This is a genomic window from Streptomyces sp. ERV7, assembly GCF_001653515.1.
Lineage (GTDB): Bacteria > Actinomycetota > Actinomycetes > Streptomycetales > Streptomycetaceae > Streptomyces.
This window is the reverse complement of sequence record NZ_LYOY01000040.1, coordinates 1,369,901-1,391,289: the sequence shown is the minus strand read 5'-3', so window position 1 is coordinate 1,391,289 and position 21,389 is coordinate 1,369,901. Positions and strand designations below refer to the sequence as shown.

The following is a 21,389-nucleotide window of genomic DNA, read 5'->3' as shown; positions in this document are numbered from 1 at the left end:
GGGCCCACCCGGATGGCCACCCCGGCCGTGTCGTACGGCCGGGGCGGGCTCTCGCACGTCGATGATGCGCAAATGCGCAGGTTCAATGCCAAACAGGTACTGGTCGGGCGTCCGCTGGACACCTCACGGCTCGGCGAGACGCTGCTGCCCAAACGACTGGCCCTGCCCATCTTCTGCAGCGACCCGCTCTCCTCGGTGGCGTACGCGACCGAGGAGATCCTGCTCGTCCTGGCGCTCGGCGGGGTCACGCTGCTGCACCTGGCCTGGTACGCGGCGGCCGCGATCGTCTTCCTGCTCGTCGTGGTGGTCGCCTCCTACCGGCAGACCTGCCACGCCTATCCCGGCGGGGGCGGCGCCTATGTGGTGAGCGCCGAGAACCTGGGCGCCACCGCCGCCCTGACCGCGGCGAGCGCCCTGCTCGTCGACTATGTACTCACCGTCGCCGTGTCGGTCGTCTCCGGGGTCGCGGCCATCACCTCGGCCGTGCCCTCGCTCCACGACCACCAAGTGGCGCTGTCCGTGGGCTTCGTCACCGTCCTGACCCTGCTCAATCTGCGCGGTGTGCGCGAGTCCGGCCGTATCTTCGCCATTCCCACCTACGGCTTCGTCGCGGTCATCTATGTGATGTTCCTGGTCGCCGGCATCCGCCTGGCCACCGGCACCACCATCCGGGCCGAGTCGGCGCACCTGCCGATCCACCAGGCCGGTACCTACACGGGGATCGCCCTGGTGCTGCTCGCGATGCGGGCGTTCGCGTCCGGCTGTACGGCGCTCACCGGCGTCGAGGCGATCAGCAACGGGGTGCCCGCCTTCCAGAAGCCCAAGAGCCGCAACGCGGCCGCGACCCTGGCCGCGATGGGCTTCCTGTCGGTGACGATGTTCGTGGGCATCACCACGCTGGCCCTCACCTACAAGGTGCATGTGACGGCGGACCCGACCGAGCTGGGGCTGCCGCCCGGCACCGCCACCTCGACCGCGCTCGCCCAGATCGCCCGGGCCACCTTCGGCCACGTCGACTTCCTCTTCTACCTGGTGCAGGCGTTCACCGCGGGCGTCCTGGTCCTCGCCGCCAACACCGCCTTCAACGGCTTCCCGATGCTCGCCTCGATCCTCGCCCGGGACCGGTACGCGCCGCGCCAGCTCTACAACCGGGGAGACCGGCTCGTCTACTCCAACGGCGTCGTGCTGCTGGCCCTCGCCGCCGTCGCCCTGATCATCGCCTTCGACGCCGAGCTCACCCGGCTGATCCAGCTCTACATCATCGGCGTCTTCGTCTCCTTCACGCTCTCCCAGGCGGGCATGGTCCGGCACTGGCGCAAGGAGCTGGCCACCGGCCCGGAGGCACCGAGGCGGCGCGAAATCCACCGCTCCCTCGCCATCAACGCCGTCGGCGCCACCCTCACCGGCCTGGTCCTCGTCATCGTGCTCATCACCAAGTTCACCCACGGCGCCTGGCTGGTGATCATCGCGATGCCGGTGCTGTTCGTCGGGATGAAGGGGGTGCGGCGGCACTACGAGCAGGTGGCCCGGCAGGTGGCCGTCTCGCCGCGGGACAGGCCGCGCAAGCCCGCCCGCCACCATGTGCTGGTCCTGGTCGCCTCGGTGCACGCGCCCACCCTGAAGGCGATCGGCTTCGCGCAGGCGCTGCGGCCCAGCACGCTGACCGCCCTCACGGTCGCGGCGGACGAGGACGCCGAGCGGCTGCGGCGGCAGTGGGACGAGCACGACCTCGACGTACCGCTGAGGATCCTGCACTCGCCGTACCGCGAAGTGGTCTCCCCGGTCATCGCCTACGTCCAGGAGCGGGCGTCGGCCGACCCGGACGCGATGGTCTCCGTGGTCATCCCCGAGTACATCGTGGGCCACTGGTGGGAGCAGCCGCTGCACAACCAGAACGCGCTGCGGCTCAAGGCGAGGCTGCTGTTCACCCCGGGCGTCGCCGTCATCGACGTGCCGTATCTGCTCCAGTCGGCGCGCCCGGAGAGCCGCGCGGGGCTCTCCGGGACGGGCGGCGGCGTCAGCCCGTGATCGAGAAGACGACCCGTATGCCGGTGGTGGAGTTGATGCGCTCGTTGATGCCCCAGATCCGGCCCGTGTCCGGCGAGTAGCCGAGGTTCTGGGTCAGCACCGGGGAGGTGGTGTACACGTGCGGGGCGTCGTTGGGCAGCGCCCGGTGGATGCACGAGTAGTCGATGGCGTCACCGGATCCGCCGCCGGTGCCGGTGGGGCAGGTGCCGCTCATGTACCAGTACTGGCCGTTGGTCGCGGCGCCCTGCATCGCCCAGACCGGCGACGAGTAGCCGACGGTGGCGTGGCTGACGCCGTGACCGGACGGGTCGGTGGTGGTGGGGAGCGCGGTGAGGTAGTTCAGCGGCCAGCGCACGACGCGGCCGCCCGCGCCGCCGGACTTGTACTCGGCGGAGACCAGGCCGTCCTGGCCGGTGCGGTCCAGGCTCAGCGAGTTCAGGCAGGGGCTGGTGCCGGTGGTCACCACACAGGCGGTGCTGTCGTCGGCGGTGGTGCGGTAGCGGCCGACCATCGGCAGCGCGTAGTTGCTCCAGCGCGCCGAGGACGTGGTGCCGGTGATGCCGACCGACTCCTGGCTGGAATTGACCTTCCAGATGTGCTGGAGGTCGTACACCTGCAGCCAGCGGCCGTTGGCGACGAAGACCTTGTTGCCGTACCAGACCACGCCGTCGGCGTGGGTGCCCTGGACGGCCCGGAAGTCGCCGTCGCCGCCCGCGCGGGTGCCGGTCGGCTCGACGAGCAGCAGATGGTTGTACGAGATCTTGTTGTTGTCGGCGTTGACCAGACTGACCCGGGCGAACTCGTTGGGCACCGGGTTCGCCCCGCCCAGGCCCCGGCTGAAGTGCCAGGAGGCCAGGAACGCCTTGTGGCCGTCGACGAGACCGCCGGGCTGGGCGTCGTACGAGCCGGTCAGGCCCTGCGGCGTCCAGCCGCCCGCGTCGGTGTACGAGTTGGACGTGTCGTCCGCCTTGTCCCAGCAGAAGCCCGTGGGGCTGAGACTCGACGCCAGGCCGGTGCTGTGGCACAGGCCGTTGGTGCCGGTGCGGCCGCCCGAGGTGAGCACGCTCGTGGCGTTCACCTGGGCGACCGCGCCCTTGGCCTCGACCGCCTTGATCGCCTCGTCGTAGACGTCGAAGGTGTTCTGGCGCTGCCCGCCGAAGTCCGCGACCGGGTCGAGGGCGAACTGGCCGACGACGGCGCTGTCGATCGAGCCGAACGGGGTGGCCGCCTGGGCGGGACCGGCCGTCGCCAGGGATCCGGTGACGGCGGCGAACCCGGCGGCCAGGGCGGTGAGCCCTGTCTTCCATGATCTGGTCATGGGCAGGAAGGGTAGGCGTCAGAGTGGCGGACGCACATCCCGGGCCGGGGACGTGAAGTGATATATCGGGCCTTGTTCGGCATGGGGGAAGGTCAGCAGGGTGATCTCCACGGTGCGGTGGTGCTGGTCGCGCACCTCGCGGTGGATCTCCAGCTGCGGGACGCCGTCGGAGCGGGCGTCGCCGGGGGCCATGGTGAGCTGTTCGTTGTGCTCCAGGCTGAGCCCCGCGTCCGCCGCCCAGGCGTAGAGCCGGCGCAGATCGCTGTGGGTGTGGTGGGACAGCGTCCGCTCGTAGCGGGCGAGGAGCGGGATCTGGGCGATGAGGCTGGGGGAGAGGTAGCTGACCGCGTGCTGGATCACCCTGTCGCCGGCCGAGGCCGTGTAGTAGTGGACGAGGGTGCGCACGCCGGGCCGCAGGCCCAGCTGTGTCGCGTAGGCGGCGGGAGCGGCCTCCCAGACCAGCCGGGTTGCGGCTGCGATGCCCGCGCGGGGGCTGAGCGCGCCCAGCGGGAACTGTGCCTCGGGGGGCGCCTGGAGCAGCCGTGCGTGCGCCTCGCCGGGGCGGTCGCCGCGGACGAACGAGCCGCGCTTCTCGGTGCTGATGAGCCCCTCCTGCCGCAGGACGTCCAGGGCCTGACGGATCGTCTGGCGGTTGCTGCGGTAGTGCTCGGCGAGGATCCGCTCGGCGGGCAGCCGGTGGCCGGGGGCCGAAGTGCCGGACTCGATCGTGGACTTGAGGTCGTGGGCGATCTCCAGGTAGCGGGGGACGGGGGGCAGGGAATGACCATGTGTGCCGGGCATGTGTCTCCCTAGATCGATCACTGCGGGTGTCTGAGTGGTTCTGTGGAGCGACTGCCTTTGTATCATTGGTCTAGACCGCCAGGGTGATCCGGAGGCGGTCATTGGCGAGATTGCCACACGCGAGCAAGGTGGCGCGCGGGTCACGCGGTCAGGAATGGCCGGAGCGCGTCGTTCGCGTCCGGAAATCCGCGCAGGTCCGCCTCTGTCGCGAACTCGTGGTCCGCGTAGTCGAAGCCGGGGGTGACCACTTCGGCGACCAGGCCCTGTTCGGCGCCGTCGACCAGCTGGGACGCCTTCCAGTGGCCGCCGGGGACGAGCAGGAATCTCTCGTCGTCCGCGCCGAGGCGGACGCGGCCGAGGGTGCCGTCCGGGGCGAGCGTCACGTATTCGAGCGGTCCGCCGTCGATGAGGAAGTGCAGGATGTCGCTGCGATTGCGGTGCAGGCGGCCGCGGGGCGCGTCACGGGTGAGCAGATAGTGGATGGAGGTGGCGGCCGGTCTGGGGCCCCGGGGCAGCGACAGGGTGTGCGCGCTGGTGTAGATCCGGCGGAAGTATCCGCCCTCCGTGTGGGGTTCGAGCCCGAGCTCGGCGACCCAGTCCCGCATGACGTGCACCCTTTCCCCTTGCCGTCGCCCCCGGAGCCCCCATAGTGGCAGGTGCGGCCCGGCCTCATGGACCCGAGGCGCAGGTATCGGTCTGGAGGTCGTCCACGAGGGCGAACAGTCTGGCCTCGTTGCCCGCCAGGCCCGCCGCCCGCAGGGATTCCTCGGCCTCGGCCATCGGCCCGGTGAGCAGCGCGAGGGCGCGCGGGGCCGTCGCCGGGTCGGCGAGCACGGCCTGCGCGGTCCGCAGCAGCCGGACGTACGCCTTGGCGGCCGTGCGCTCCGGTTCGGTCATCTCGGTTTCTCCCTCGTGTCCGGAAAAAGGTGTCGGACCGTCAAGCATCCCTCGCGGCACTGACAACGAGGGTCGCGCGGCGCGCGGGCGTGGCGGAGGGCGGCGCGGTCGGGCGGGGCGCGACCGTCCCGTACGGCTCGTCGGGCCAAGTGGTGGACCCGGAGCGGGGAGCGGGGATCGCCGGCCAGTGGGGCGTGTGGCAGGGCGAGGGGGCGTGTTGAGCCGTCCCGACGCCTTCGTGTGTCCGGCGCGCCCCCTTGACTGTGGGCGCGCCTACACGTTTTCGGGTTCCGATGGGGGCAGTTGAGCAGGTTCGGGCGCGCGGGGCGTATGTGAGGTGGTGGAATCCGTCACTAACACCACTGTCCATTTCGTCATAGAGGACATAGAGACGACGCTGGTGCCCGTCCCGAGGGGGGAGACATGGAAGAGATCTGCGTACCGCTGTATGTGGAGCTGCTGCACGAGGGGGGTGATGCCATGACACCGGTGGAAGCCGTGATGACCTATGACTCCGACGATCCGCTCGCGGTGTCCGTGGACTTCGTGTGCGGCAACGGCACCCACACCACCTGGACGATGGGCCGCGACCTGGTGGCCGAGGGGCTGACGTCCCGCCGCCCGGTGGGCATGGGGGACGTGCGGGTCTGGTACTGCGGCGAAGGGGGGTTACGGATCAGGCTGGATTCGGACGAAGGGAGCGCCGATCTGCTCGCCGGTCTGGAGGACGTCGCGGAGTTCCTTTCCCGTACGTACCAACTCGTTCCGGAGGGAAGCGAGTTGGACGGCTACGACGTGGACGCGGTCCTGGACCTGTTGTTCGCGCCGACCCCGTTACCGGCCCCGGCCTGCCGCTTGTGCGGGCGGGAGTGTCCATGTCTGGACCACGGCGCCCAGTAGAGCCGACGGGGGGAACGGATTCCTGAGTCCGCCGCCCGCCCCGGCTCTCCGGAGCGGGCGCGGCTCGAAAGCATCTCGCGTGAACGTGTGTGGCTCCTGCGGCTATTGACAGTTCTGTCAATGACATGAACATTACTAGTCGCTCACCCGGTTCCGCCGCGGCGCACCATCCCGCGCCGCCGCCGGACCGTGCTCCCACCCCCACCGTCGTACCCCATGACGTCCGGACCCCGGTCCGGTCTGGAGGAGCCACGTGAACAGACACACGCCCACCCGAGCGAGATCTGCCGGATCCGCGAGAACCGCCCTCGCGGCCGCCCTGCTCGTCGCCGCGGCCCTGGGCACCGCCCAGAGCGCCGGAACCGCCGCCGCCCGGCCCGCCGGACACCCCGGCACGGGTCCAGACAACAAACAAGGCCCCGGTCATGGACCAGGGCCTTTGTCATGGAGCGAGTGACGGGAATCGAACCCGCGCTCTGAGCTTGGGAATCAACGGGTGCTGCGTGGCCGGTGTGCTGTCTGACCTGCGAAAACAGGGCTGCCAGGGCTTCTGGCGCGGACCGGCTTGCACCGCTGTAGACCGGGATTTTCCGGTCCGGAGGGCACGGCTGGGGCACGCGGTGGGCGAAGCGGCCTGCTGAGATGCGATGGCCTCGTGCCCGTCGAGCGCGAGCTGCAGACCTTGATCGAGCGGAACATGGAGGCGATGCTCGGCGTACGCTTCCTGGCGTCCGAGTTCACCATGGGCGAGCGACACGGCGGCCGGATGGATTCACTTCCAACCTGCGGTGGCGTGGGACGAGGCGGCGCCGCCCGGAGACGGTGAACAGGCATGGCTCAGGGGCAGTTCTCGGCGGTCTTGACCACCTTGAACGTGATGGGCTGGCCGTTCCACCTGCTGGCGGCCGCCGGAGTCTGCGAGCAGATCTTCCAGTGGCTCTCCATCAGGACGGCGCGGTCCCGGCCGCTGACGTCTTCGGCGGTGATGGACGCGGAGGTGTCCAGGGCCCGGCGGGCGGCTTGGACGCTCTTGCCGGTGAAGTCGGGGAGGGAGCCGCCTGTCTCGGCGCCTGCCGGGTTCAGGTCCGTCGAGGGGCAGCTCTCGTCGGTCTTCACCGCTCCGAACTCGATCTTCGCGCCGGAGGGCACCTGTCCGGCGCGAGGAGTCTGGAAGCACACCTTCCAGTTGCGGTCGAGGACCTGATAGCGGCCCTGGCCGGTGGCGTCGTGGGAGGCCAGGTTGTAGAACCCCGCGGCCTGGGCTTGGTCCTGGGCGCTCTGGAGACCGATGCCGATGAGGTCGGGCAGCGGATTGGCCGCAGGGGCGGCAAGGGTGGGCTGCTTGTCCGGCTTGGTCGCGGGCTGCGCCGACGGTGTGGTCGCGGGGGTCGGTAGTCCGGTTGCCGTACGGACGCTCTTAGCGGTCTCGGCCTTGTTGTCGTCCTTGCCATCGTCACCCTTAGGGCTCAGGCTGCCGATGACGATGAGCAGCACCACACCGCCGCCGACGCCCATGGCGATCTTCTTGCCCTTGCCCATGGGCTTCTTCGGTGGCGCAGGCGTCAGCTGGGGATCGGGGTCCCGCTGCGGGTACGGGGAGCTCATGTCTGTGTCCTGTTCTTGCTCGGGTTTCGCCGTTTTCGCTGGTCTGGATGAGGTCGCAGGCGGGGTGGAACGGAGAAAGCCCGTGGTGGCAGTGGGTAGACGGGAGTAGCACCGGTGGATCCCCCCCCCAGGAGTCGGGTTACAGCACCGCACCGTCGATGTTCCTCTCATCTCCCTGCCCTTAACGCTGACTTGGCCAGCCTGGTACCGCTTGTGACCTCATCGGTCTGTGAAAGCAGAAGGCAAGTGGTCAGCTCCTCGAAGGCATTGCCAGGCCTTGTGAAGGGATGAATGGCTCCTATTGCCAGCCGTCGAGGGAGACCTGAGGGCCTTCGGACAGGTACCGATGGAGGGCGCTGGCGGTGGTGGCCATGAACTCCCCGGGGATGGCGGCGGCGTCGACCCAGCTGACTTGGGAGTGCTTGCGGGGCTCGCGGTTCTCGGGCTCGCCGTCCCATTCGTGGGTTACGAAGACGACCGTGAGGAAGCCGTTGGGGGCTTCGACGCCCCAGGCGCCGTGGATGATGTGGGCGACCTTGAGGGCATCCGGCTTCACGGTCAGGCCGGTTTCCTCGTAGAGCTCGCGGACCGCGGTCTGGGTGATGGGTGGTGGCGAAGGGGCGACCGTCCACCCCTTCCTCTCACGCCCGTGCGGCACGGCCGATGAGTCAGCCGTGCGGGAAGCCTGAGCACCCGCAGGGCTGGGCCGGCGTCCCGCCGGTCCTGTCCACTAGCGACTCCCGCTGGGAGCGGGTTCTGGTGCGGCTTGGAGCGGCGTTGCGGCGGGTCAGGCGATCAGGAACAACGCCTGTTCGGGGCTGGAGGGGCAGACCCAGGCCGCACTGTCGTCCACTGCGGCAGCAGACATCGGGTGCGGGTGCCCTGGACATGGCGGCAGGGCCTGGCCATGGGTCAGTTCAACGGCCCAGTCCTGCAGCCGGTCAGCCAGGAGCACCAGAGTTTCGACGTCCTCCATGTCCGGTGGCAGGTGGACCCGCGTCGACTCGTCGGCGCTGGTTACCAGCACGTGGACGCCTTCGTCCAGGGGTGGCTCATCGTCGAGCGGCTCTGGCCCCGACTGCACGGTGAGCCAGGAGCTGTACGCCTCCGTCGTGAAGGGCGCAGTAGCGGTTTCCCTCGTGAGGGCTGTGGGGTCGTACCCAACGGTCACGACCGAGATCTCGCACCGGCCCGTCAGGCCGAGACGGTCAACGATCGCCTCGGCCTGACGGGTCACCAGCTCAGTGGGATGCATGCGGGGATTATCTGCGGACCGGGACGACGCCGCCCGCGAAGGTGAGCGTGCCGCGGCCGGTGCGGCCACCGATATCGGGCACGCAACGGGCACGCGATGCCTGATGTGGTCCGGACAACAAAAAAGCCCCGGGCCGATGGCCTGGGGCTTTCTGGTGGAGCGAGTGACGGGAATCGAACCCGCGCTCTGAGCTTGGGAAGCTCATGTTCTACCATTAAACTACACTCGCGCGACGAACCCCCCGAAGGGGACTCGCATCGTTGCTCACCCTACCCCATGCCAGGCCCCCGGCGTATCCGCCCGGGGGCTTCGCGCGTTCCGTGTGGCGGGATTCGGGTGCCGGGGGCCGGAGTTGGGGCGTACGGTGCGGGCTCCGGGGCCCGCCGTGGACACCGCCAGGAGCTTCAGCGTCTCCGCCTGGGTACGGCTCACCGCCACCAACGGATACCAGACCTTCGCCTCCGTCGACGGCACCCAGGTCAGCGGCTTCTTCCTGCAACTGCGCGACGACACCGGCGCCTTCGCCTTCACCCGGCTGCCCTCCGACGCCACCTCGGCGAACGGCTCCGCCGCCGTGGCCGGTGCGTCCTTCGCTCCCGCGACCGGCGTCTGGTACCACCTCCTCGGGGTCGACGACACGGCGGCCGGGGCCATCCGGCTCTACGTCGACGGGATCCTGGAAGGCGAGGTCCCCCACCCCGGCGGCTGGCGCGCCACCGGCACCACCGCCGTCGGGCGCGGTTTCTTCGCAGGCGCCGAGGCCGATCAGGCGCACGCCCTCATCGACGACGTCCAGGTCTTCGACACCGCCCTCACCGCCGAACAGGCCGCGGCCCTCGCGGGCGTGCCGGTCGATTCCACCCGGCCCCTGCTGGCCGTCGACGCCACCCGGCCGGGCCCGGTGGTCAGCCCGGAACTCGGCGGGATCTTCTTCGAGGACATCAACCACAGCGGCGAGGGCGGCCTCTACGCCGAACTCGTCAACAACCGCAGCTTCATGGCCGCGGCCACCCCGCTGCACTGGTCCACCGTGGGCGCCGCGACCTTCGCCGTGGACACCGCCCAGCCACTCAACCAGGCCCTCACCCAGTCCCTGCGCGTCACCACCAGCGCCGCCGGAGACGGCGTCGCCAACGAGGGCTTCTGGGGCATCCCGGTCCGTCCCTCCACCACCTACCGCGCCTCCCTCCACATCAAATCGCCCTCCGTGACCGGCAAGGTGACCGTCGCGATCGTCGGCACGGACGGCACGGTCCACGCGAGCGCGACCACGGGAGCGCTCACCACCTCGTGGCACAAGCACGAGCTGACCCTGCGGACCGGACCCGGCGCCCCCACCACCCTCAACGCCCGCCTGGTCGTCACCGCCCCGGCCGCCGGCACGCTCTGGCTGAGCCAGGTCTCCCTCTTCCCGCCCACGTACAAGGGCAGGCGCAACGGTCTGCGCGTGGACCTGATGGAGAAGCTCGCAGCCCTGCGGCCCGCGTTCCTGCGGTTCCCCGGCGGCAACTACCTCGAAGGCAACGTCATCGCCGACCGCTTCGACTGGAAGAAGACCATCGGCCCCGTCGAGGAGCGGCCCGGACACCGCAACTCGGCCTGGGGATACTGGTCCACCGACGGCCTCGGCCTGCCCGAATACCTCCAGATGACCGAGGACCTGAACTGCGTCCCGCTGCTGTGCGTGTACGCCGGATACTCCCTGCAGGGCGCCCATGTCACCGGTGACGCCCTGAAGCCCTTCGTGCAGGACGCCCTCGACCAGATCGAGTACATCACCGGGCCCGCCACCTCCACCTGGGGCGCCAGGCGCGCGGCCGACGGGCACCGGGCGCCCTTCCCCCTCACCCATGTGGAGATCGGCAACGAGGACTGGTTCGACAGGTCGGGTTCGTACGAGGAGCGCTACGCGGCCTTCCACGACGCGATCAGGGCCCGCTACCCGGCGCTGAAGCTGATCGCCACGACACCGGTCGCCTCCCGCCCGTACGACCTGATCGACGAGCACTACTACCAGTCGCCGTCCGCCTTCCAGGCGGGTTCCCACAAATACGACGGCCGGGACCGCCGCGGCCCCAAGGTGTTCGTCGGCGAGTGGGCCGCGCAGGAGGGCCGCCCCACCCCGAACCTCGACGCGGCACTCGGCGACGCGTCCTGGCTGGCCGGGCTCATCCGCAACTCCGACCAGGTCCTCATGGAGTGCTACGCGCCGCTGTTCAGCCACGTCAACGACAACACCTGGGCCACCAACCTCATCGCGTACTCCGGTCTGGCCAGCTACAACTCGCCCAGCTACTACGCCCAGCAGCTGCTGCGCACCCACCGGGGCACGGTGGTCCTGCCCACCGAGGTGCGCGCGCTGCCCGGCCTCAACGTCGTCACCACCCACGACCCGGACACCCACCGCATCTACCTCGCGGTGGTCAACACCGGCGGCACGGCCCGCAGGACGGCCGTCACCCTGAAGGGAGTCGCCCGCACGGCGTCGACCGGGACCGTCACGGTTCTGGCCGCCGCGGACCGCAAGGCCACCAACACCCTCGCGAACCCCGAGGCGGTGATCCCGCGCAGCAGGTCCGTCGGCGGTATCACCCCCGCCTTCACGGCGACCTTCGCCCCGTACTCGGTCACGGTCCTGGAAGTGCGGACGAACTGAGATGACCGGCGGCGCGGGGCTTCGCGGGCGGGCGGCGAGTGACGCTGTATCACGACTGTGACGAAGCGTGTGGTCTTCACCATTGCCGGGATGATCTCCTCGCTGATGGGGTGGGGCGTATGCGTTCCGCCGCCCTGCTCACCGCCGCCCTCCTCGCCGCGAGCGCCGCCCTGGTCGCCGGATGCGGATCGGAGGACGCCGTATCCGGCTCCTCCGCCGCGTCCGGTTCGCCCATGTGCACCCCCCGCCCGCTCACCGGCGATCCCGCCGACCTGAAGCGGGACGGTGTGCGGATAGTGCGGCTGGGCTGCCGCCCGTCGCCGGGTGCGGCGATCGACTTCGAGGTCACCAACACGGAGACCGAGCCGTTCACTTACACCCTCACCTTCGAGCTCAGGAAACCCTCCGGAGAAGTCACCTCCTCCCCGAGCCGGACGGTGGTGGCCGTGGCGCCGGGGCGGACCGTCCGGGACACCGTCGAGCTGGGAGAGGTCCCCGACGCCGGTGCGGACCCACGCGTACGCATCGCCAAGGTGCGCGCGGTCCCGGCGGACGAGGCCTCCGCCGACTCCGCGAAGTGCCCGCCCTCGGGCATGCGCGTCACCACCGACAAGGGCGATGCGGCCATGGGGCTCCGCGTCGTAGGACTCCACCTGACCAACTGCGGGACCGGAGTCGTACGGACCAGCGGCTACCCGCGCCTCCAGCTCCTCGACGAGAAGCGGCGGCCGATCGCGGGCGTACGGATCCTCGACGGCACCGGCGCGATCTCCACGGCAGGGGGCCCGGACGTTCCGCCCCGCCCCGTGACACTGAAGCCGGGGGAGACGGCGTACGCGTCCCTGATGTGGCGCAACACCACCGAGTCGGGCGACCCCGTGAATGTCCCTTATGTCCGGGTGACGGTGAACCCCGGCTCACCTGCCGCCATCGTGACCCCGGAACTGGATCTCGGAACCACGGGCAGGCTCGGCGTCGGCCCCTGGACGAAGGACACGGAGAAGGCCTCCCGCCCGGCGGGCCCCGACGACTACCCCGCACCCAGGCCGAGCCGCACCGCGCGCTCCACGGGGGAGTAGGCGCCGTCCGGAAAGCGGAGGGCGGGCTCAAACCGGCGAATCGCTCACAGTGGACGCACGGGGGGCCCGGTGTCACCTGTCACCCCCCGCTGCCTCATGATGGCGCGCATGTCCCACACCTCCAGGCGCAGCCTGCTCGGTATTTTCGCGGCCTCGGCCGCCTCCGTTCCGCTCAGCGGTCTGGCCGCCGCTCCGGCGCGCGCCGCCGCCACCACCGTTTCCGCCGGCTCCGTGGCCGCGCCCGCCGGGCTCGCCTCGCCGCGCTCCTCCGTCACGCTGCCGCCGCTGAACGCCTCCTACTTCAGCCAGCTGACGCTGAACACCCCGCTCACCGCCGCCGTGCTCTCGGGCACCCCGACGCGTACCGAGGTCACCTCCGGCGGCAAGCGCGTGGCCCTGCTGACGCACGGCGCCCGTACCGTCGTCCTGCCCGGCCCGCAGCGCACCTTCACGGAGAACAAGAAGTCCTTCGCGGACGACTTCGTGCGCACCCTGCCGGACCTGACGCTGCCCGTGGCCGACCGCTCGTACTGGGGTACCTCCCCGGGCGGCGGCAGCTGGTCGACCCTCGGGCCCACCGCCACGGACTACTCGGTCGTGCCCGGCGCCGGCGTCATCAGCCTGACCACCGACTTCGCCAGCCGCCACGCCACCCTTCGCGACGGCGAGATCACGGACCTCGACGTGCGGTCCGTGGCGCACTTCGACAAGGTGCCCACCGGCCAGGCGTGCTCCTATGCGCTGTCCTTCGGCTACCAGGACACCAGCAACAACTACCGGGCCCGGCTGTCCTTCCTGACGACCGGCGCGGTCGAGCTGCGCGTCGAGAAGGAGGTCGCCGACAAGGTCGACCTGCTCCCCGGCTCGACCGCCCTCACCCTCGCCACGGGCGTGGCCGCCGGCACCGACTGGACGATCCGGGTGCGCCGCGAAGGCACCCGTATCCAGGTCAAGGCCTGGCGTACGTCCTCCGCGGAACCGGCAGCCTGGACCGTCGACGTCAGCGACGACACCTTCGGCAAGGGCCGGGTCGGTCTGCGCGCCCTCGCCAACGACGGCTGCACCAACCTGCCGGTCAAGCTCTCCGTCAAGCGCTTCCAGGTGGACGAGTCCACCTGGGCCACGCCGCCGAGCGTCACGCACGGCGACTGGGTGCGCGTGCTGGCCGAGCCCTTCGACGGGAACTGGACGCCGGACCTGGAGAAGACCGTCCGCGCCTGGGCCGGCTCGACGGCTCCGGACGTGCTGGCGTACGCGGCGATGTTCCTCGCCGGCGGCCCCGCGGTCACCAGCGGCTCCGGGCCCGCCAAGGACAAGCAGGTCCTGGGTGAGGCGGGGTACGGCTACCTGGACCCGCAGGGCTACCGCTACGAGGGCGCCGACTTCCACGAGTACATGAACACCGGCTGGACCTTCCCCGACGGCACCTACACCGGCCCGTCGAGCAAGCAGGTCGGCAACCTGGACTGCTCCGGCTTCACGCGCATGGTGTACGGCTACCACATGGGCGTGCCCCTGGCCGCGGGCGCGGACACCACCCACACCCGCCTCCCGCGCAAGTCGCGGGACATGGTCGACTACGCGCCCGGTGCCCGCATCGACCAGACCGACGGGACGAACCCGCCCGCGGCGGCTCTGCTCCAGCCGGGCGACCTGGTGCTGTTCAACGCCGACTCCGGCGACGACAACCCGACGGTCACCGTGGACCATGTCGGCATCTACCTGGGCCTGGACGCGGACGGCAAGCGCCGCTTCTTCTCCAGCCGCAAGACGAACAACGGCCCCACCATGGCCGACATAGGCGGCGCCTCGCTGCTCGACGGCACGGGCACGTACGCCAAGAAGCTGCACACCGTGCACCGCATCTGACGACCGGCCGCCCGGGTCGTGCCTCGGCACGGCCCGGGCGGAGGGCCGGCGTCCACCGCTCCGACCGGTGTCGCGAGGGGAGCGCGGTGATCCTTCTTTTTTGGTCCGACCGTTCCAAAACCTGTTAGTGTGCTGTCCATGGGGCGACCACGGCAGTTCGACGAGCGGCAGGCGGTGGCCGCGGCCTGTCAGGCGTTCTGGGCGAAGGGTTACGAAGCCACCTCCACCCAGGACCTGTGCGAGGCCACCGGCCTCGGGCGGAGCAGTATCTACAACACCTTCACCTCGAAGGACCACCTCTTCCGGCGTGCGCTGGGCCACTACATCGACACCATGACGGCCCGTCAGATCGCCATTCTCGAAGAGGAGGGGGGCAGCGGTCTGGAGCGGATCCGGGCCCTGTTCGCGATGCTCCTCGAAGGGGAGCTGGAGAACCGCCGTCTCGGGCGGGCCATCGGCTGCTTCACCGTCAATACCCTCACCGAGCCGGTGGCGGAGACCGACCCCGAGGTCGCCCGGCTCCTGGCCAAGGACCTGGAGCGGCGCCTGGACGCCTTCCGTGCCGTGATCGCGCGGGGGCAGCGGGACGGATCCGTGCGCTCCTCGCGCGATCCCGCCGGGCTCGCCTGGTATCTCACCTCGGTGATCGCCGGGATGCGCATCGCCTCCCAGGCCGGTGCCGACCGCTCCGCGCTGGAGCAGATCATGGCCGCAGGGGTCGACTCGCTGGCCCACTGACCGCCCGCCGGCTGACCCTCCGCCCGCCGCGCCGGGGGCTCATTCCTCGTACCCGCTCGTCTCTCGCCGTACCCGCATTTTGGACTGATCAATACAGAACAGGGGGGCGTTTCCCGTGCCCAAGTCCGTCCATCTCATGGCTTTCGGTATCTTCGCCATGGTCACCAGCGAGTTCCTGGTCGGCGGCCTCATGCCGCAGATCGCCGACGACCTGCACGTCAGCGTGGCCCAAGTCGGCTACCTCATCACGGCGTTCGCCCTCGCCATGGCCATCGGCGGGCCCTTCGCCACCGTCGCCGTCCTCCGGCTGCGCCCCAAGACGGCGCTGATGACCCTGTTCGCCGTCTTCCTCGCCGGAAACGTCCTGGCCGCCACCGCGGACAGCTACGGCGTCATGCTCGCCGCCCGGGTCGTCACGGGCACGGCCTCCGCCGCGTTCTTCGGCGTCGCCCTCTCCGCCGTCGCCCAGCTCACCTCGCCGGACGTACGCGGGCGTGCCATCGGCGTGGCCATGCAGGGCCTCATGGTGGGCACCCTCCTGGGGCTGCCGCTGTCCACCCTCGTCGGCCAGCAGTGGGGCTGGCGGGCCGGTTTCGTCGCGGTCGGAGTCGTCACCGTCGCCGCCGCCGTCGCCACGGCGGTCGCCGTACCCTCCCTCGAACCCGCCGACGGGGCGGGCGAGTTCCGTGAGGAACTCGCCGTCTTCCGGGACGCGCGGCTCTGGCTGGTCATGTCCACCTCGACGCTCATCATCGGCGCGACCTTCTCGGCCTTCTCCTACTTCACGCCGATCCTGACCGACCTCACCGGCTTCTCGCACGGAACGGTCCCGCTGCTCCTGCTCGTCTACGGCGCCGCCACAGTGGTCGGCAACGCGGTCGTCGCCCGGCTCGCCGACTCGCACACCATCCCGGTTCTGGTGGCCGGACTCGCCCTCAACATCGTGTTCCTGAGCGCCTTCGCCCTGTTCGCGGACCACCGGGTCCCCGCTGTCCTCGCGATGACCGGTATCGGGCTGGTCGGCGTCACCCTCAACCCGGCGATGATCAGCCGAGTGCAGCGCACGGCGAACGCCCGCCCCCTCGTCAACACCGTCCACTCCTCCTTCATCACGCTGGGCGTGGTGATCGGCTCCGGCCTGGGGGGCGTGGCCATCGATCTCCAGGGACTCCGGGCGCCGCTGTGGCTCGGGGTGGGCGCGGCGGTGCTCGCGCTCCTCACGCTGATACCCGATGCCGTACGGGTGCGGCGTGGTGCCCGGCAGGGCGGGCGGGCCGTGGTGCTCACTTCACCGGCAGGCCGGTGAGCCCCGTCAGTACGGGAGCGGGCGCCCGCTGGGCGTACGAAGGTCCAGGGGCGGCCGGGGCGCCGGGGGCTGCGGCCTCCTGATGACTGTCTGTCGCATCGCGATCACCACCTGAACCGGACCGTCCCCGGCCCCTCGGGCTCACCCGTTCCGGGAGGTGAATACCCCGAAATCCGGAGCGCAGTCATATGCGCCCGTGCGACACCGCGGGAATGACCGACCGCTCGCCGGGGGCACCCGGTGGGCGACCGCGGAGTGGCAGGGGGCTGACCCTGAGGGAGGAGCGGGCGGAGCGGTACCGCGTCCCTGACCTGCGGTCAGGGACGCGGTACGGCACGGCGGATGCGCGCGTCCGCTCCGGGGAACGACCCCGTGCTGTGGTTACGCGGGGTTGGCGGCGTAGAAGCCGGGGTCGTGGATAGGGGTGATCTCGGCCTTCTCGCCCTCGGCGGCCAGCCATTCCGCGCGCAGGCGCGTGGCCTCGTCGTCGGCCTGGGAGGCGGGGACGAGGCGGCCGTCGGGGGTCAGACGCATCGGCGTGTCGCCGGCGGGACGCCAGTCGAAGCGGGCGGCGATCTTGAAAAGGTCTTCCTGGGTGAGCGGGCCGCCGTTGTCCTTCTCGGCCTGGAGGGCGGTCGGGTGGTAGTCCTCGTAACCGCCGGGCATGTGGAGGGTGAGGAAGTGGCAGCCTTCACCGGGCGGAGTGGCCCAGGTGTGGCGAGTGCCACTGGTGATGTGGGCGAGAGCGCGCGGGCGCAGCTCCACGACCTCGTCGTCGACCTGGACCAAGAGGGTGCCGGAGACGACGTAGTAGGTCTCCGTCGACTCGGCGTGGGTGTGCAGCGGAGGGCCCGACCAGGCCGGGCCCTGACGGGTTTCCACCCAGGAGGCCGCTTGACCGGTCATCTTGCTGGAGAGGACGATCTCGAACCCGCGGCGGCCTTCGGGGCGCTGGCCGGGGAGGACGATGTGCGTCATAAGAGGTCTTCTCTTTCCGCTTGATAATGGCTTGAGTTCTGATCTACCCCATATCGCGCCTGTTCGTCTGCGGGTACTTCTCCGCAGTCGAACGGGGACCCCTTGCCAACCCGGGCCGCTTCATCATCGACTGGGACTTCCGTCACGTCCCGGGATTCCCTGGGGACGGCACGGGTGACGCTTCGCGGAAGTCGCTCCGCGGCGGACACCCCTGTGATGAGGTGGGCTTCCTGTCTGTTCTACCCGTCCCGGGAGCCCGCTGTGTCCAGTTCGCCACAGGAAATCTTCAGGAACCTCGTCTACGCCGGCACACTGACGCGGAACGCCGACGCCCTTGCCGAACTGTTTACCGAGGACGGCGTCCTGGAGGCGCCGCTCGTGGACGCAGGCGCGGCCTTCCCCCGGCGCATGGAGGGGCGGGAGCAGATCCGCAGCGCGATGGCGGCGTACTACGCACGGCAGACGAGCGACGGGGGAGCGCCGAACACGGAGAAGTCCGGGTATGTGCTGCACCTCACCGATGACCCGGACGTGTTCATCGCCGAGATCGACGCGGTCTTCGACGGAGGGGGAGCGGACACGACGGTCTCGCTGGTCCAGATCTTCCGGGTCCGCGACGGCAAGATCGCCCGGCTGCGGGACTACTTCGCGCCGGGGCAGGTGAGTTGAGCGGCTTCGCCGGGAGCCTGCCGCGAGCAAGGCCGGACCTCACGGCTGAACGTCGGCGACGCTCTTCTGTACGGGCCGCACCCACAGCAGCACCGCCGTCGTGGCCGCCAGCAGGGCGACGCAGGCGCTGAAGATCAGGCCCGAGGTGCGCAGGCCCAGGGTGACGGCCATGATCCCCACTCCGACCACGGGGATCGAGATCGCCACGTACAGCACGACGAACAGCGCGGAGGTGATCTCCGCCCGCCGCTCCGGCGGGCTGTGCTCGCCCACGTCGGTGACACCGGCCCTGAACGAAAGACCCTGCCCCGCGCCCGCGGTGAGCGCCCCCACCACCAGCAGCGGCAGGGAGGCCGCGAGCAGCGCGCAGGAGATCAGCGCCATGCCCGCCACCAGGACCACACAGCCCCATGGCAGCGCCCGGCGCACACCGAAGCGTCCCATCAGTAGCTGACCGGCCGTCGACGCCGCGAACACCGTGAAGACCACCGTGCCGGACACCGCCGGTTCGCTCACCCCCACCACCTCGCTGAGGAAGCTCGGTGCCACCGAGGTGAACAGCCCCATGGTGGCGAACCCGGCGAAGCCGGCCATGGCCGCCGGGACGAAGGCGGGGCGCACCGACGGCGGCACGCGCAGCCGGCGGGCCCCAAAACCACCCATTCTGTGACGCCAGTCACCCAGGGCCCCGTTTAGTTGAAGCTTAACCTAACTCCGTCGTACGGTGGCGTCGCCGCTTGAATCCCCCGCAAGCGGAATCCCCGTAAGTCCGGAAGGTTCGTTATGTCTCTCGCCCTTGACTCCGCCGCTCAGGACCTCCTCTTCCGCGAGGCCCGTACCGCCAACACGTTCACCGACGAGCCGGTGAGCGAGGAGCAGGTGCAGGCGATCTACGACCTGGTCAAGTTCGGGCCGACCGCCTTCAACCAGACGCCGCTGCGGATCGTGCTGGTGCGTTCGGCCGAGGCGCGGGAGCGGCTGGTCTCGCACATGGCCGAGGGCAACCGGGCCAAGACCGCCACCGCCCCGCTGGTCGCCATCCTCGCCGCCGACAACGAGTTCCACGAGGAGCTGCCGACGCTGTTCCCGGCCTTCCCGCAGGCCAAGGACGTGTTCTTCAGCGAGCGTCCGGTCCGTGAGAACGCCGCCGGTCTGAACGCCGCGATGCAGGCCGCGTACTTCATCGTCGGTGTCCGCGCCGCCGGGCTCGCCGCCGGCCCGATGACCGGCTTCGACGGCGCCGGGCTCCAGAAGGAGTTCCTGGACGGCGACCACACCCCGCTGATGGTCGTCAACATCGGCAAGCCGGGCGGGGACGCGTCCTACCCGCGCAGCCCGCGCCTGTCGTACGACGACGTCGTCACCACCGTCTGAGCCGCGGCCCGGCGAAGGGCCCGGCACACGAAAGGCCGCCGCACCCCGCTCGGGGGTGCGGCGGCCTTCGCCGTACCGGTGCGCCGGACGGGCGTCACGCCTTCTTGAGCTCCAGCGCCGCCGCCATCCGCTCCAGCTGGGCGAACCCCGCCGTGCCGGTCACCACGGTCGTGGAGCCCTTGTCCTCGCGGACGAGGGCGTCGTACTTGGGACCCTCCCAGCGGCGCCAGGTCGCGCCCGCGATCTCCTGGGTGCGGTCGGTCTTCGCCGCCCTCTTGGCGACGGACTTCACGAACTTGTCCCGGTCGGGCGCCGAGGACTGCTCGATCGCCACGTACTCCTTGTCCGGGTCCAGGAAGCCCAGGTGCCAGGCGTTGTCGGCCTGGCCGTCGTAGGTGACCGAGGTCGCCTTCCACTTGTCCTGGTCCGGGAGCCCGACCGGCGCCGCCACCGGGTACGGCGCGGCGCGCCGGACCGTCAGGAGCTCGACGCGGTAGTCGACCGCCTTGACCGGATCCTTCTTGCCGTCGTGCGGGACGAACATGTAAATCACAGCCACGGCGATACCGATCACCGCCAACGACTGCAGCATGTTCCGCACACTCTGCTTGCCACGTGTTCCTGCCACGCACCCATGGTCTCAGGTCATGTCGCTGCTCATACGTGGCCCCCACTGCTCATTTTGTCGACGTAACGATAGAGTCCAGGCACCCTCTTTTCCCGGCCGTCGCCGTACAGAAAGGTGCGCTCCGATGACCGAGCACAACTTGCCGCCCCAACTCGAGGTCTCTCCCGAGGCTCCTGATCGCAACCTCGCAGGCACCCTCTTTTCCCGGCCGTCGCCGTACAGAAAGGTGCGCTCCGATGACCGAGCACAACTTGCCGCCCCAACTCGAGGTCTCTCCCGAGGCTCCTGATCGCAACCTCGCCCTGGAACTGGTCCGGGTCACCGAGGCCGCCGCCATGGCAGCGGGCCGCTGGGTGGGACGCGGCGACAAGATCGGCGCCGACGGCGCCGCGGTCAACGCCATGCGCACCCTCGTCTCCACCGTCTCCATGAACGGCGTCGTCGTCATCGGAGAGGGCGAGAAGGACGAAGCTCCGATGCTCTACAACGGAGAGCGCATCGGCGATGGCACCGGACCCGAGGTCGACATCGCCGTCGACCCGATCGACGGCACCACCCTCAACGCCAAGGGCATGCCCAACGCCATCGCGGTGCTGGCGGCGGCCGACCGCGGGACCATGTTCGACCCCTCGGCCGTCTTCTACATGGACAAGCTCGTCACCGGGCCCGAGGCCGCCGACTTCGTCGACATCAACGCCCCCGTCTCGGTGAACATCCGGCGCGTCGCCAAGGCCAAGAACTCCTCCCCCGAGGACGTCACGGTCGTCATCCTCGACCGCCCGCGTCACGAGGGCATCGTCAAGGAGATCCGGGAGACCGGCGCCCGTATCAAGTTCATCTCCGACGGAGACGTCGCCGGGTCGATCATGGCCGTGCGCGAAGGCACGGGTGTGGACCTGCTGATGGGCATCGGCGGCACGCCGGAAGGCATCATCTCCGCCTGCGCCATCAAGTGCCTCGGCGGCACCATCCAGGGCAAGCTCTGGCCCAAGGACGACGCCGAGCGGCAGCGCGCCCTGGACGCGGGTCACGATCTGGACCGCGTGCTGTCGACCAACGACCTCGTCTCCGGCGACAACGTGTTCTTCGTCGCCACCGGCATCACCGACGGCGAGCTGCTGCGAGGCGTCCGCTACCGCGCGGAGACCGCCACCACGCAGTCGCTGGTCATGCGCTCGAAGTCGGGCACGATCCGGCAGATCGACTCCACCCACCGGCTGTCGAAGCTGCGCGCCTACAGCCAGATCGACTTCGACCGGGCGAAGTAGCGGCCCCGGAGGTCACGCGG

General features: G+C 70.2%; 20 protein-coding genes, 1 tRNA gene and 1 pseudogene. 11 read left to right on the top strand and 11 right to left on the bottom strand.

What is annotated here, in order from left to right:
• Positions 1-72 precede the first annotated feature (72 nt).
• Positions 73-2,028 (top strand): APC family permease, encoded by a 1,956-nt coding sequence (locus tag A8W25_RS20925; RefSeq protein ID WP_067163587.1) that lies wholly within the window; start codon positions 73-75, stop codon positions 2,026-2,028.
• Here A8W25_RS20925 and A8W25_RS20920 read toward each other — a convergent pair.
• The 4 genes from A8W25_RS20920 to A8W25_RS20905 all read right to left on the bottom strand — a co-directional run bounded on the left by A8W25_RS20920 (position 2,018) and on the right by A8W25_RS20905 (position 5,044).
• A complete protein-coding gene (locus A8W25_RS20920) occupies positions 2,018-3,346 on the bottom strand; it encodes a hypothetical protein (protein ID WP_067163585.1) in 1,329 nt (442 codons plus the stop codon). The genes A8W25_RS20925 and A8W25_RS20920 overlap by 11 nt on opposite strands.
• A gap of 18 nt (positions 3,347-3,364) precedes the next feature.
• Positions 3,365-4,147 (bottom strand): GntR family transcriptional regulator, encoded by a 783-nt coding sequence (locus A8W25_RS20915; RefSeq protein WP_067163583.1) that lies wholly within the window; start codon positions 4,145-4,147, stop codon positions 3,365-3,367.
• 140 nt (positions 4,148-4,287) lie between these two features.
• Entirely contained in the window at positions 4,288-4,752 is a 465-nt protein-coding gene (locus A8W25_RS20910; protein ID WP_067163582.1) for a cupin domain-containing protein, read from the bottom strand.
• A 64-nt stretch (positions 4,753-4,816) separates the two neighbouring features.
• The gene (locus tag A8W25_RS20905; RefSeq protein ID WP_067163580.1) at positions 4,817-5,044 is read right to left on the bottom strand and encodes a hypothetical protein; all 228 of its coding nucleotides are present in this window, start codon (positions 5,042-5,044) and stop codon (positions 4,817-4,819) included.
• Between the two features lie 423 nt (positions 5,045-5,467).
• Here A8W25_RS20905 and A8W25_RS20900 point away from each other — a divergent pair, with 423 nt between their 5' ends.
• Both A8W25_RS20900 and A8W25_RS35075 read left to right on the top strand, forming a co-directional pair.
• Positions 5,468-5,944: an SsgA family sporulation/cell division regulator gene (locus A8W25_RS20900; RefSeq protein ID WP_067163578.1), complete on the top strand. Its 477-nt coding sequence runs from the start codon at positions 5,468-5,470 to the stop codon at positions 5,942-5,944.
• Positions 5,945-6,599: 655 nt separating this feature from the next.
• Entirely contained in the window at positions 6,600-6,770 is a 171-nt protein-coding gene (locus A8W25_RS35075; RefSeq protein WP_234386545.1) for a hypothetical protein, read from the top strand.
• A gap of 11 nt (positions 6,771-6,781) precedes the next feature.
• On the opposite strand, the gene A8W25_RS35070 is transcribed toward A8W25_RS35075, so the two are convergent.
• The 4 genes and pseudogenes from A8W25_RS35070 to A8W25_RS20880 form a co-directional block, all read right to left on the bottom strand.
• The gene (locus A8W25_RS35070; protein ID WP_234386513.1) at positions 6,782-7,549 is read right to left on the bottom strand and encodes a hypothetical protein; all 768 of its coding nucleotides are present in this window, start codon (positions 7,547-7,549) and stop codon (positions 6,782-6,784) included.
• Positions 7,550-7,847: 298 nt separating this feature from the next.
• Positions 7,848-8,156: pseudogene (locus A8W25_RS20890) on the bottom strand (NUDIX domain-containing protein); the annotation flags it as partial.
• 180 nt (positions 8,157-8,336) lie between these two features.
• Positions 8,337-8,804 (bottom strand): hypothetical protein, encoded by a 468-nt coding sequence (locus tag A8W25_RS20885; protein ID WP_158942634.1) that lies wholly within the window; start codon positions 8,802-8,804, stop codon positions 8,337-8,339.
• A gap of 155 nt (positions 8,805-8,959) precedes the next feature.
• A tRNA-Gly gene (locus A8W25_RS20880) sits at positions 8,960-9,033 on the bottom strand.
• A gap of 156 nt (positions 9,034-9,189) precedes the next feature.
• Here A8W25_RS20880 and A8W25_RS20875 point away from each other — a divergent pair.
• The 5 genes from A8W25_RS20875 to A8W25_RS20855 all read left to right on the top strand — a co-directional run bounded on the left by A8W25_RS20875 (position 9,190) and on the right by A8W25_RS20855 (position 16,452).
• The gene (locus A8W25_RS20875) at positions 9,190-11,460 is read left to right on the top strand and encodes an alpha-L-arabinofuranosidase C-terminal domain-containing protein (protein ID WP_234386512.1); all 2,271 of its coding nucleotides are present in this window, start codon (positions 9,190-9,192) and stop codon (positions 11,458-11,460) included.
• 119 nt (positions 11,461-11,579) lie between these two features.
• On the top strand, positions 11,580-12,539 hold the full coding sequence (locus A8W25_RS20870; protein WP_067163575.1) for a DUF4232 domain-containing protein: 960 nt from the start codon (positions 11,580-11,582) through the stop codon (positions 12,537-12,539).
• 108 nt (positions 12,540-12,647) lie between these two features.
• Positions 12,648-14,408 carry an NlpC/P60 family protein gene (locus A8W25_RS20865; RefSeq protein ID WP_067163573.1) on the top strand — a complete coding sequence of 587 codons (1,761 nt, stop codon included), beginning with the start codon at positions 12,648-12,650 and terminating at the stop codon, positions 14,406-14,408.
• A gap of 138 nt (positions 14,409-14,546) precedes the next feature.
• Positions 14,547-15,146 (top strand): TetR/AcrR family transcriptional regulator, encoded by a 600-nt coding sequence (locus A8W25_RS20860; RefSeq protein ID WP_067163571.1) that lies wholly within the window; start codon positions 14,547-14,549, stop codon positions 15,144-15,146.
• A 115-nt stretch (positions 15,147-15,261) separates the two neighbouring features.
• Positions 15,262-16,452, top strand: a complete 1,191-nt coding sequence (locus A8W25_RS20855; protein ID WP_067163570.1) for an MFS transporter — start codon at positions 15,262-15,264, stop codon at positions 16,450-16,452.
• A 381-nt stretch (positions 16,453-16,833) separates the two neighbouring features.
• On the opposite strand, the gene A8W25_RS33570 is transcribed toward A8W25_RS20855, so the two are convergent.
• Positions 16,834-17,430: a cupin domain-containing protein gene (locus A8W25_RS33570; RefSeq protein ID WP_067163568.1), complete on the bottom strand. Its 597-nt coding sequence runs from the start codon at positions 17,428-17,430 to the stop codon at positions 16,834-16,836.
• A gap of 261 nt (positions 17,431-17,691) precedes the next feature.
• On the opposite strand from A8W25_RS33570, the gene A8W25_RS20845 reads away from it, so the two are divergent.
• The gene (locus tag A8W25_RS20845) at positions 17,692-18,099 is read left to right on the top strand and encodes a nuclear transport factor 2 family protein (protein ID WP_107470734.1); all 408 of its coding nucleotides are present in this window, start codon (positions 17,692-17,694) and stop codon (positions 18,097-18,099) included.
• Between the two features lie 39 nt (positions 18,100-18,138).
• Here the strand turns inward: A8W25_RS20845 and A8W25_RS20840 are convergent, their stop codons facing one another.
• On the bottom strand, positions 18,139-18,762 hold the full coding sequence (locus A8W25_RS20840) for an MFS transporter (RefSeq protein WP_079126208.1): 624 nt from the start codon (positions 18,760-18,762) through the stop codon (positions 18,139-18,141).
• A 120-nt stretch (positions 18,763-18,882) separates the two neighbouring features.
• Here A8W25_RS20840 and A8W25_RS20835 point away from each other — a divergent pair, with 120 nt between their 5' ends.
• A complete protein-coding gene (locus A8W25_RS20835; protein WP_067163564.1) occupies positions 18,883-19,473 on the top strand; it encodes a malonic semialdehyde reductase in 591 nt (196 codons plus the stop codon).
• Between the two features lie 94 nt (positions 19,474-19,567).
• On the opposite strand, the gene A8W25_RS20830 is transcribed toward A8W25_RS20835, so the two are convergent.
• Positions 19,568-20,101: a DUF4245 domain-containing protein gene (locus A8W25_RS20830; protein WP_067163563.1), complete on the bottom strand. Its 534-nt coding sequence runs from the start codon at positions 20,099-20,101 to the stop codon at positions 19,568-19,570.
• Between the two features lie 236 nt (positions 20,102-20,337).
• Here A8W25_RS20830 and glpX point away from each other — a divergent pair, with 236 nt between their 5' ends.
• Positions 20,338-21,369, top strand: a complete 1,032-nt coding sequence (gene glpX / locus A8W25_RS20825; RefSeq protein WP_067163561.1) for a class II fructose-bisphosphatase — start codon at positions 20,338-20,340, stop codon at positions 21,367-21,369.
• The last annotated feature ends 20 nt before the right edge of the window (positions 21,370-21,389 follow it).

Excerpts from the sequence above, each read along its gene's own strand:
- A8W25_RS20840 (WP_079126208.1), bottom strand. The coding sequence starts at position 18,762 with ATGGGTGGTTTTGGGGCCCGCCGGCTGCGCGTGCCGCCGTCGGTGCGC.
- A8W25_RS20885 (WP_158942634.1), bottom strand. The coding sequence starts at position 8,804 with ATGCATCCCACTGAGCTGGTGACCCGTCAGGCCGAGGCGATCGTTGAC.
- A8W25_RS35070 (WP_234386513.1), bottom strand. The coding sequence starts at position 7,549 with ATGAGCTCCCCGTACCCGCAGCGGGACCCCGATCCCCAGCTGACGCCT.
- A8W25_RS20870 (WP_067163575.1), top strand. The coding sequence starts at position 11,580 with ATGCGTTCCGCCGCCCTGCTCACCGCCGCCCTCCTCGCCGCGAGCGCC.
- A8W25_RS20865 (WP_067163573.1), top strand. The coding sequence starts at position 12,648 with ATGTCCCACACCTCCAGGCGCAGCCTGCTCGGTATTTTCGCGGCCTCG.
- A8W25_RS20860 (WP_067163571.1), top strand. The coding sequence starts at position 14,547 with ATGGGGCGACCACGGCAGTTCGACGAGCGGCAGGCGGTGGCCGCGGCC.
- A8W25_RS33570 (WP_067163568.1), bottom strand. The coding sequence starts at position 17,430 with ATGACGCACATCGTCCTCCCCGGCCAGCGCCCCGAAGGCCGCCGCGGG.
- A8W25_RS20915 (WP_067163583.1), bottom strand. The coding sequence starts at position 4,147 with ATGCCCGGCACACATGGTCATTCCCTGCCCCCCGTCCCCCGCTACCTG.
- A8W25_RS20900 (WP_067163578.1), top strand. The coding sequence starts at position 5,468 with ATGGAAGAGATCTGCGTACCGCTGTATGTGGAGCTGCTGCACGAGGGG.
- A8W25_RS20835 (WP_067163564.1), top strand. The coding sequence starts at position 18,883 with ATGTCTCTCGCCCTTGACTCCGCCGCTCAGGACCTCCTCTTCCGCGAG.
- A8W25_RS20925 (WP_067163587.1), top strand. The coding sequence starts at position 73 with ATGCGCAGGTTCAATGCCAAACAGGTACTGGTCGGGCGTCCGCTGGAC.
- A8W25_RS20905 (WP_067163580.1), bottom strand. The coding sequence starts at position 5,044 with ATGACCGAACCGGAGCGCACGGCCGCCAAGGCGTACGTCCGGCTGCTG.
- glpX (WP_067163561.1), top strand. The coding sequence starts at position 20,338 with ATGACCGAGCACAACTTGCCGCCCCAACTCGAGGTCTCTCCCGAGGCT.
- A8W25_RS20920 (WP_067163585.1), bottom strand. The coding sequence starts at position 3,346 with ATGACCAGATCATGGAAGACAGGGCTCACCGCCCTGGCCGCCGGGTTC.
- A8W25_RS20910 (WP_067163582.1), bottom strand. The coding sequence starts at position 4,752 with ATGCGGGACTGGGTCGCCGAGCTCGGGCTCGAACCCCACACGGAGGGC.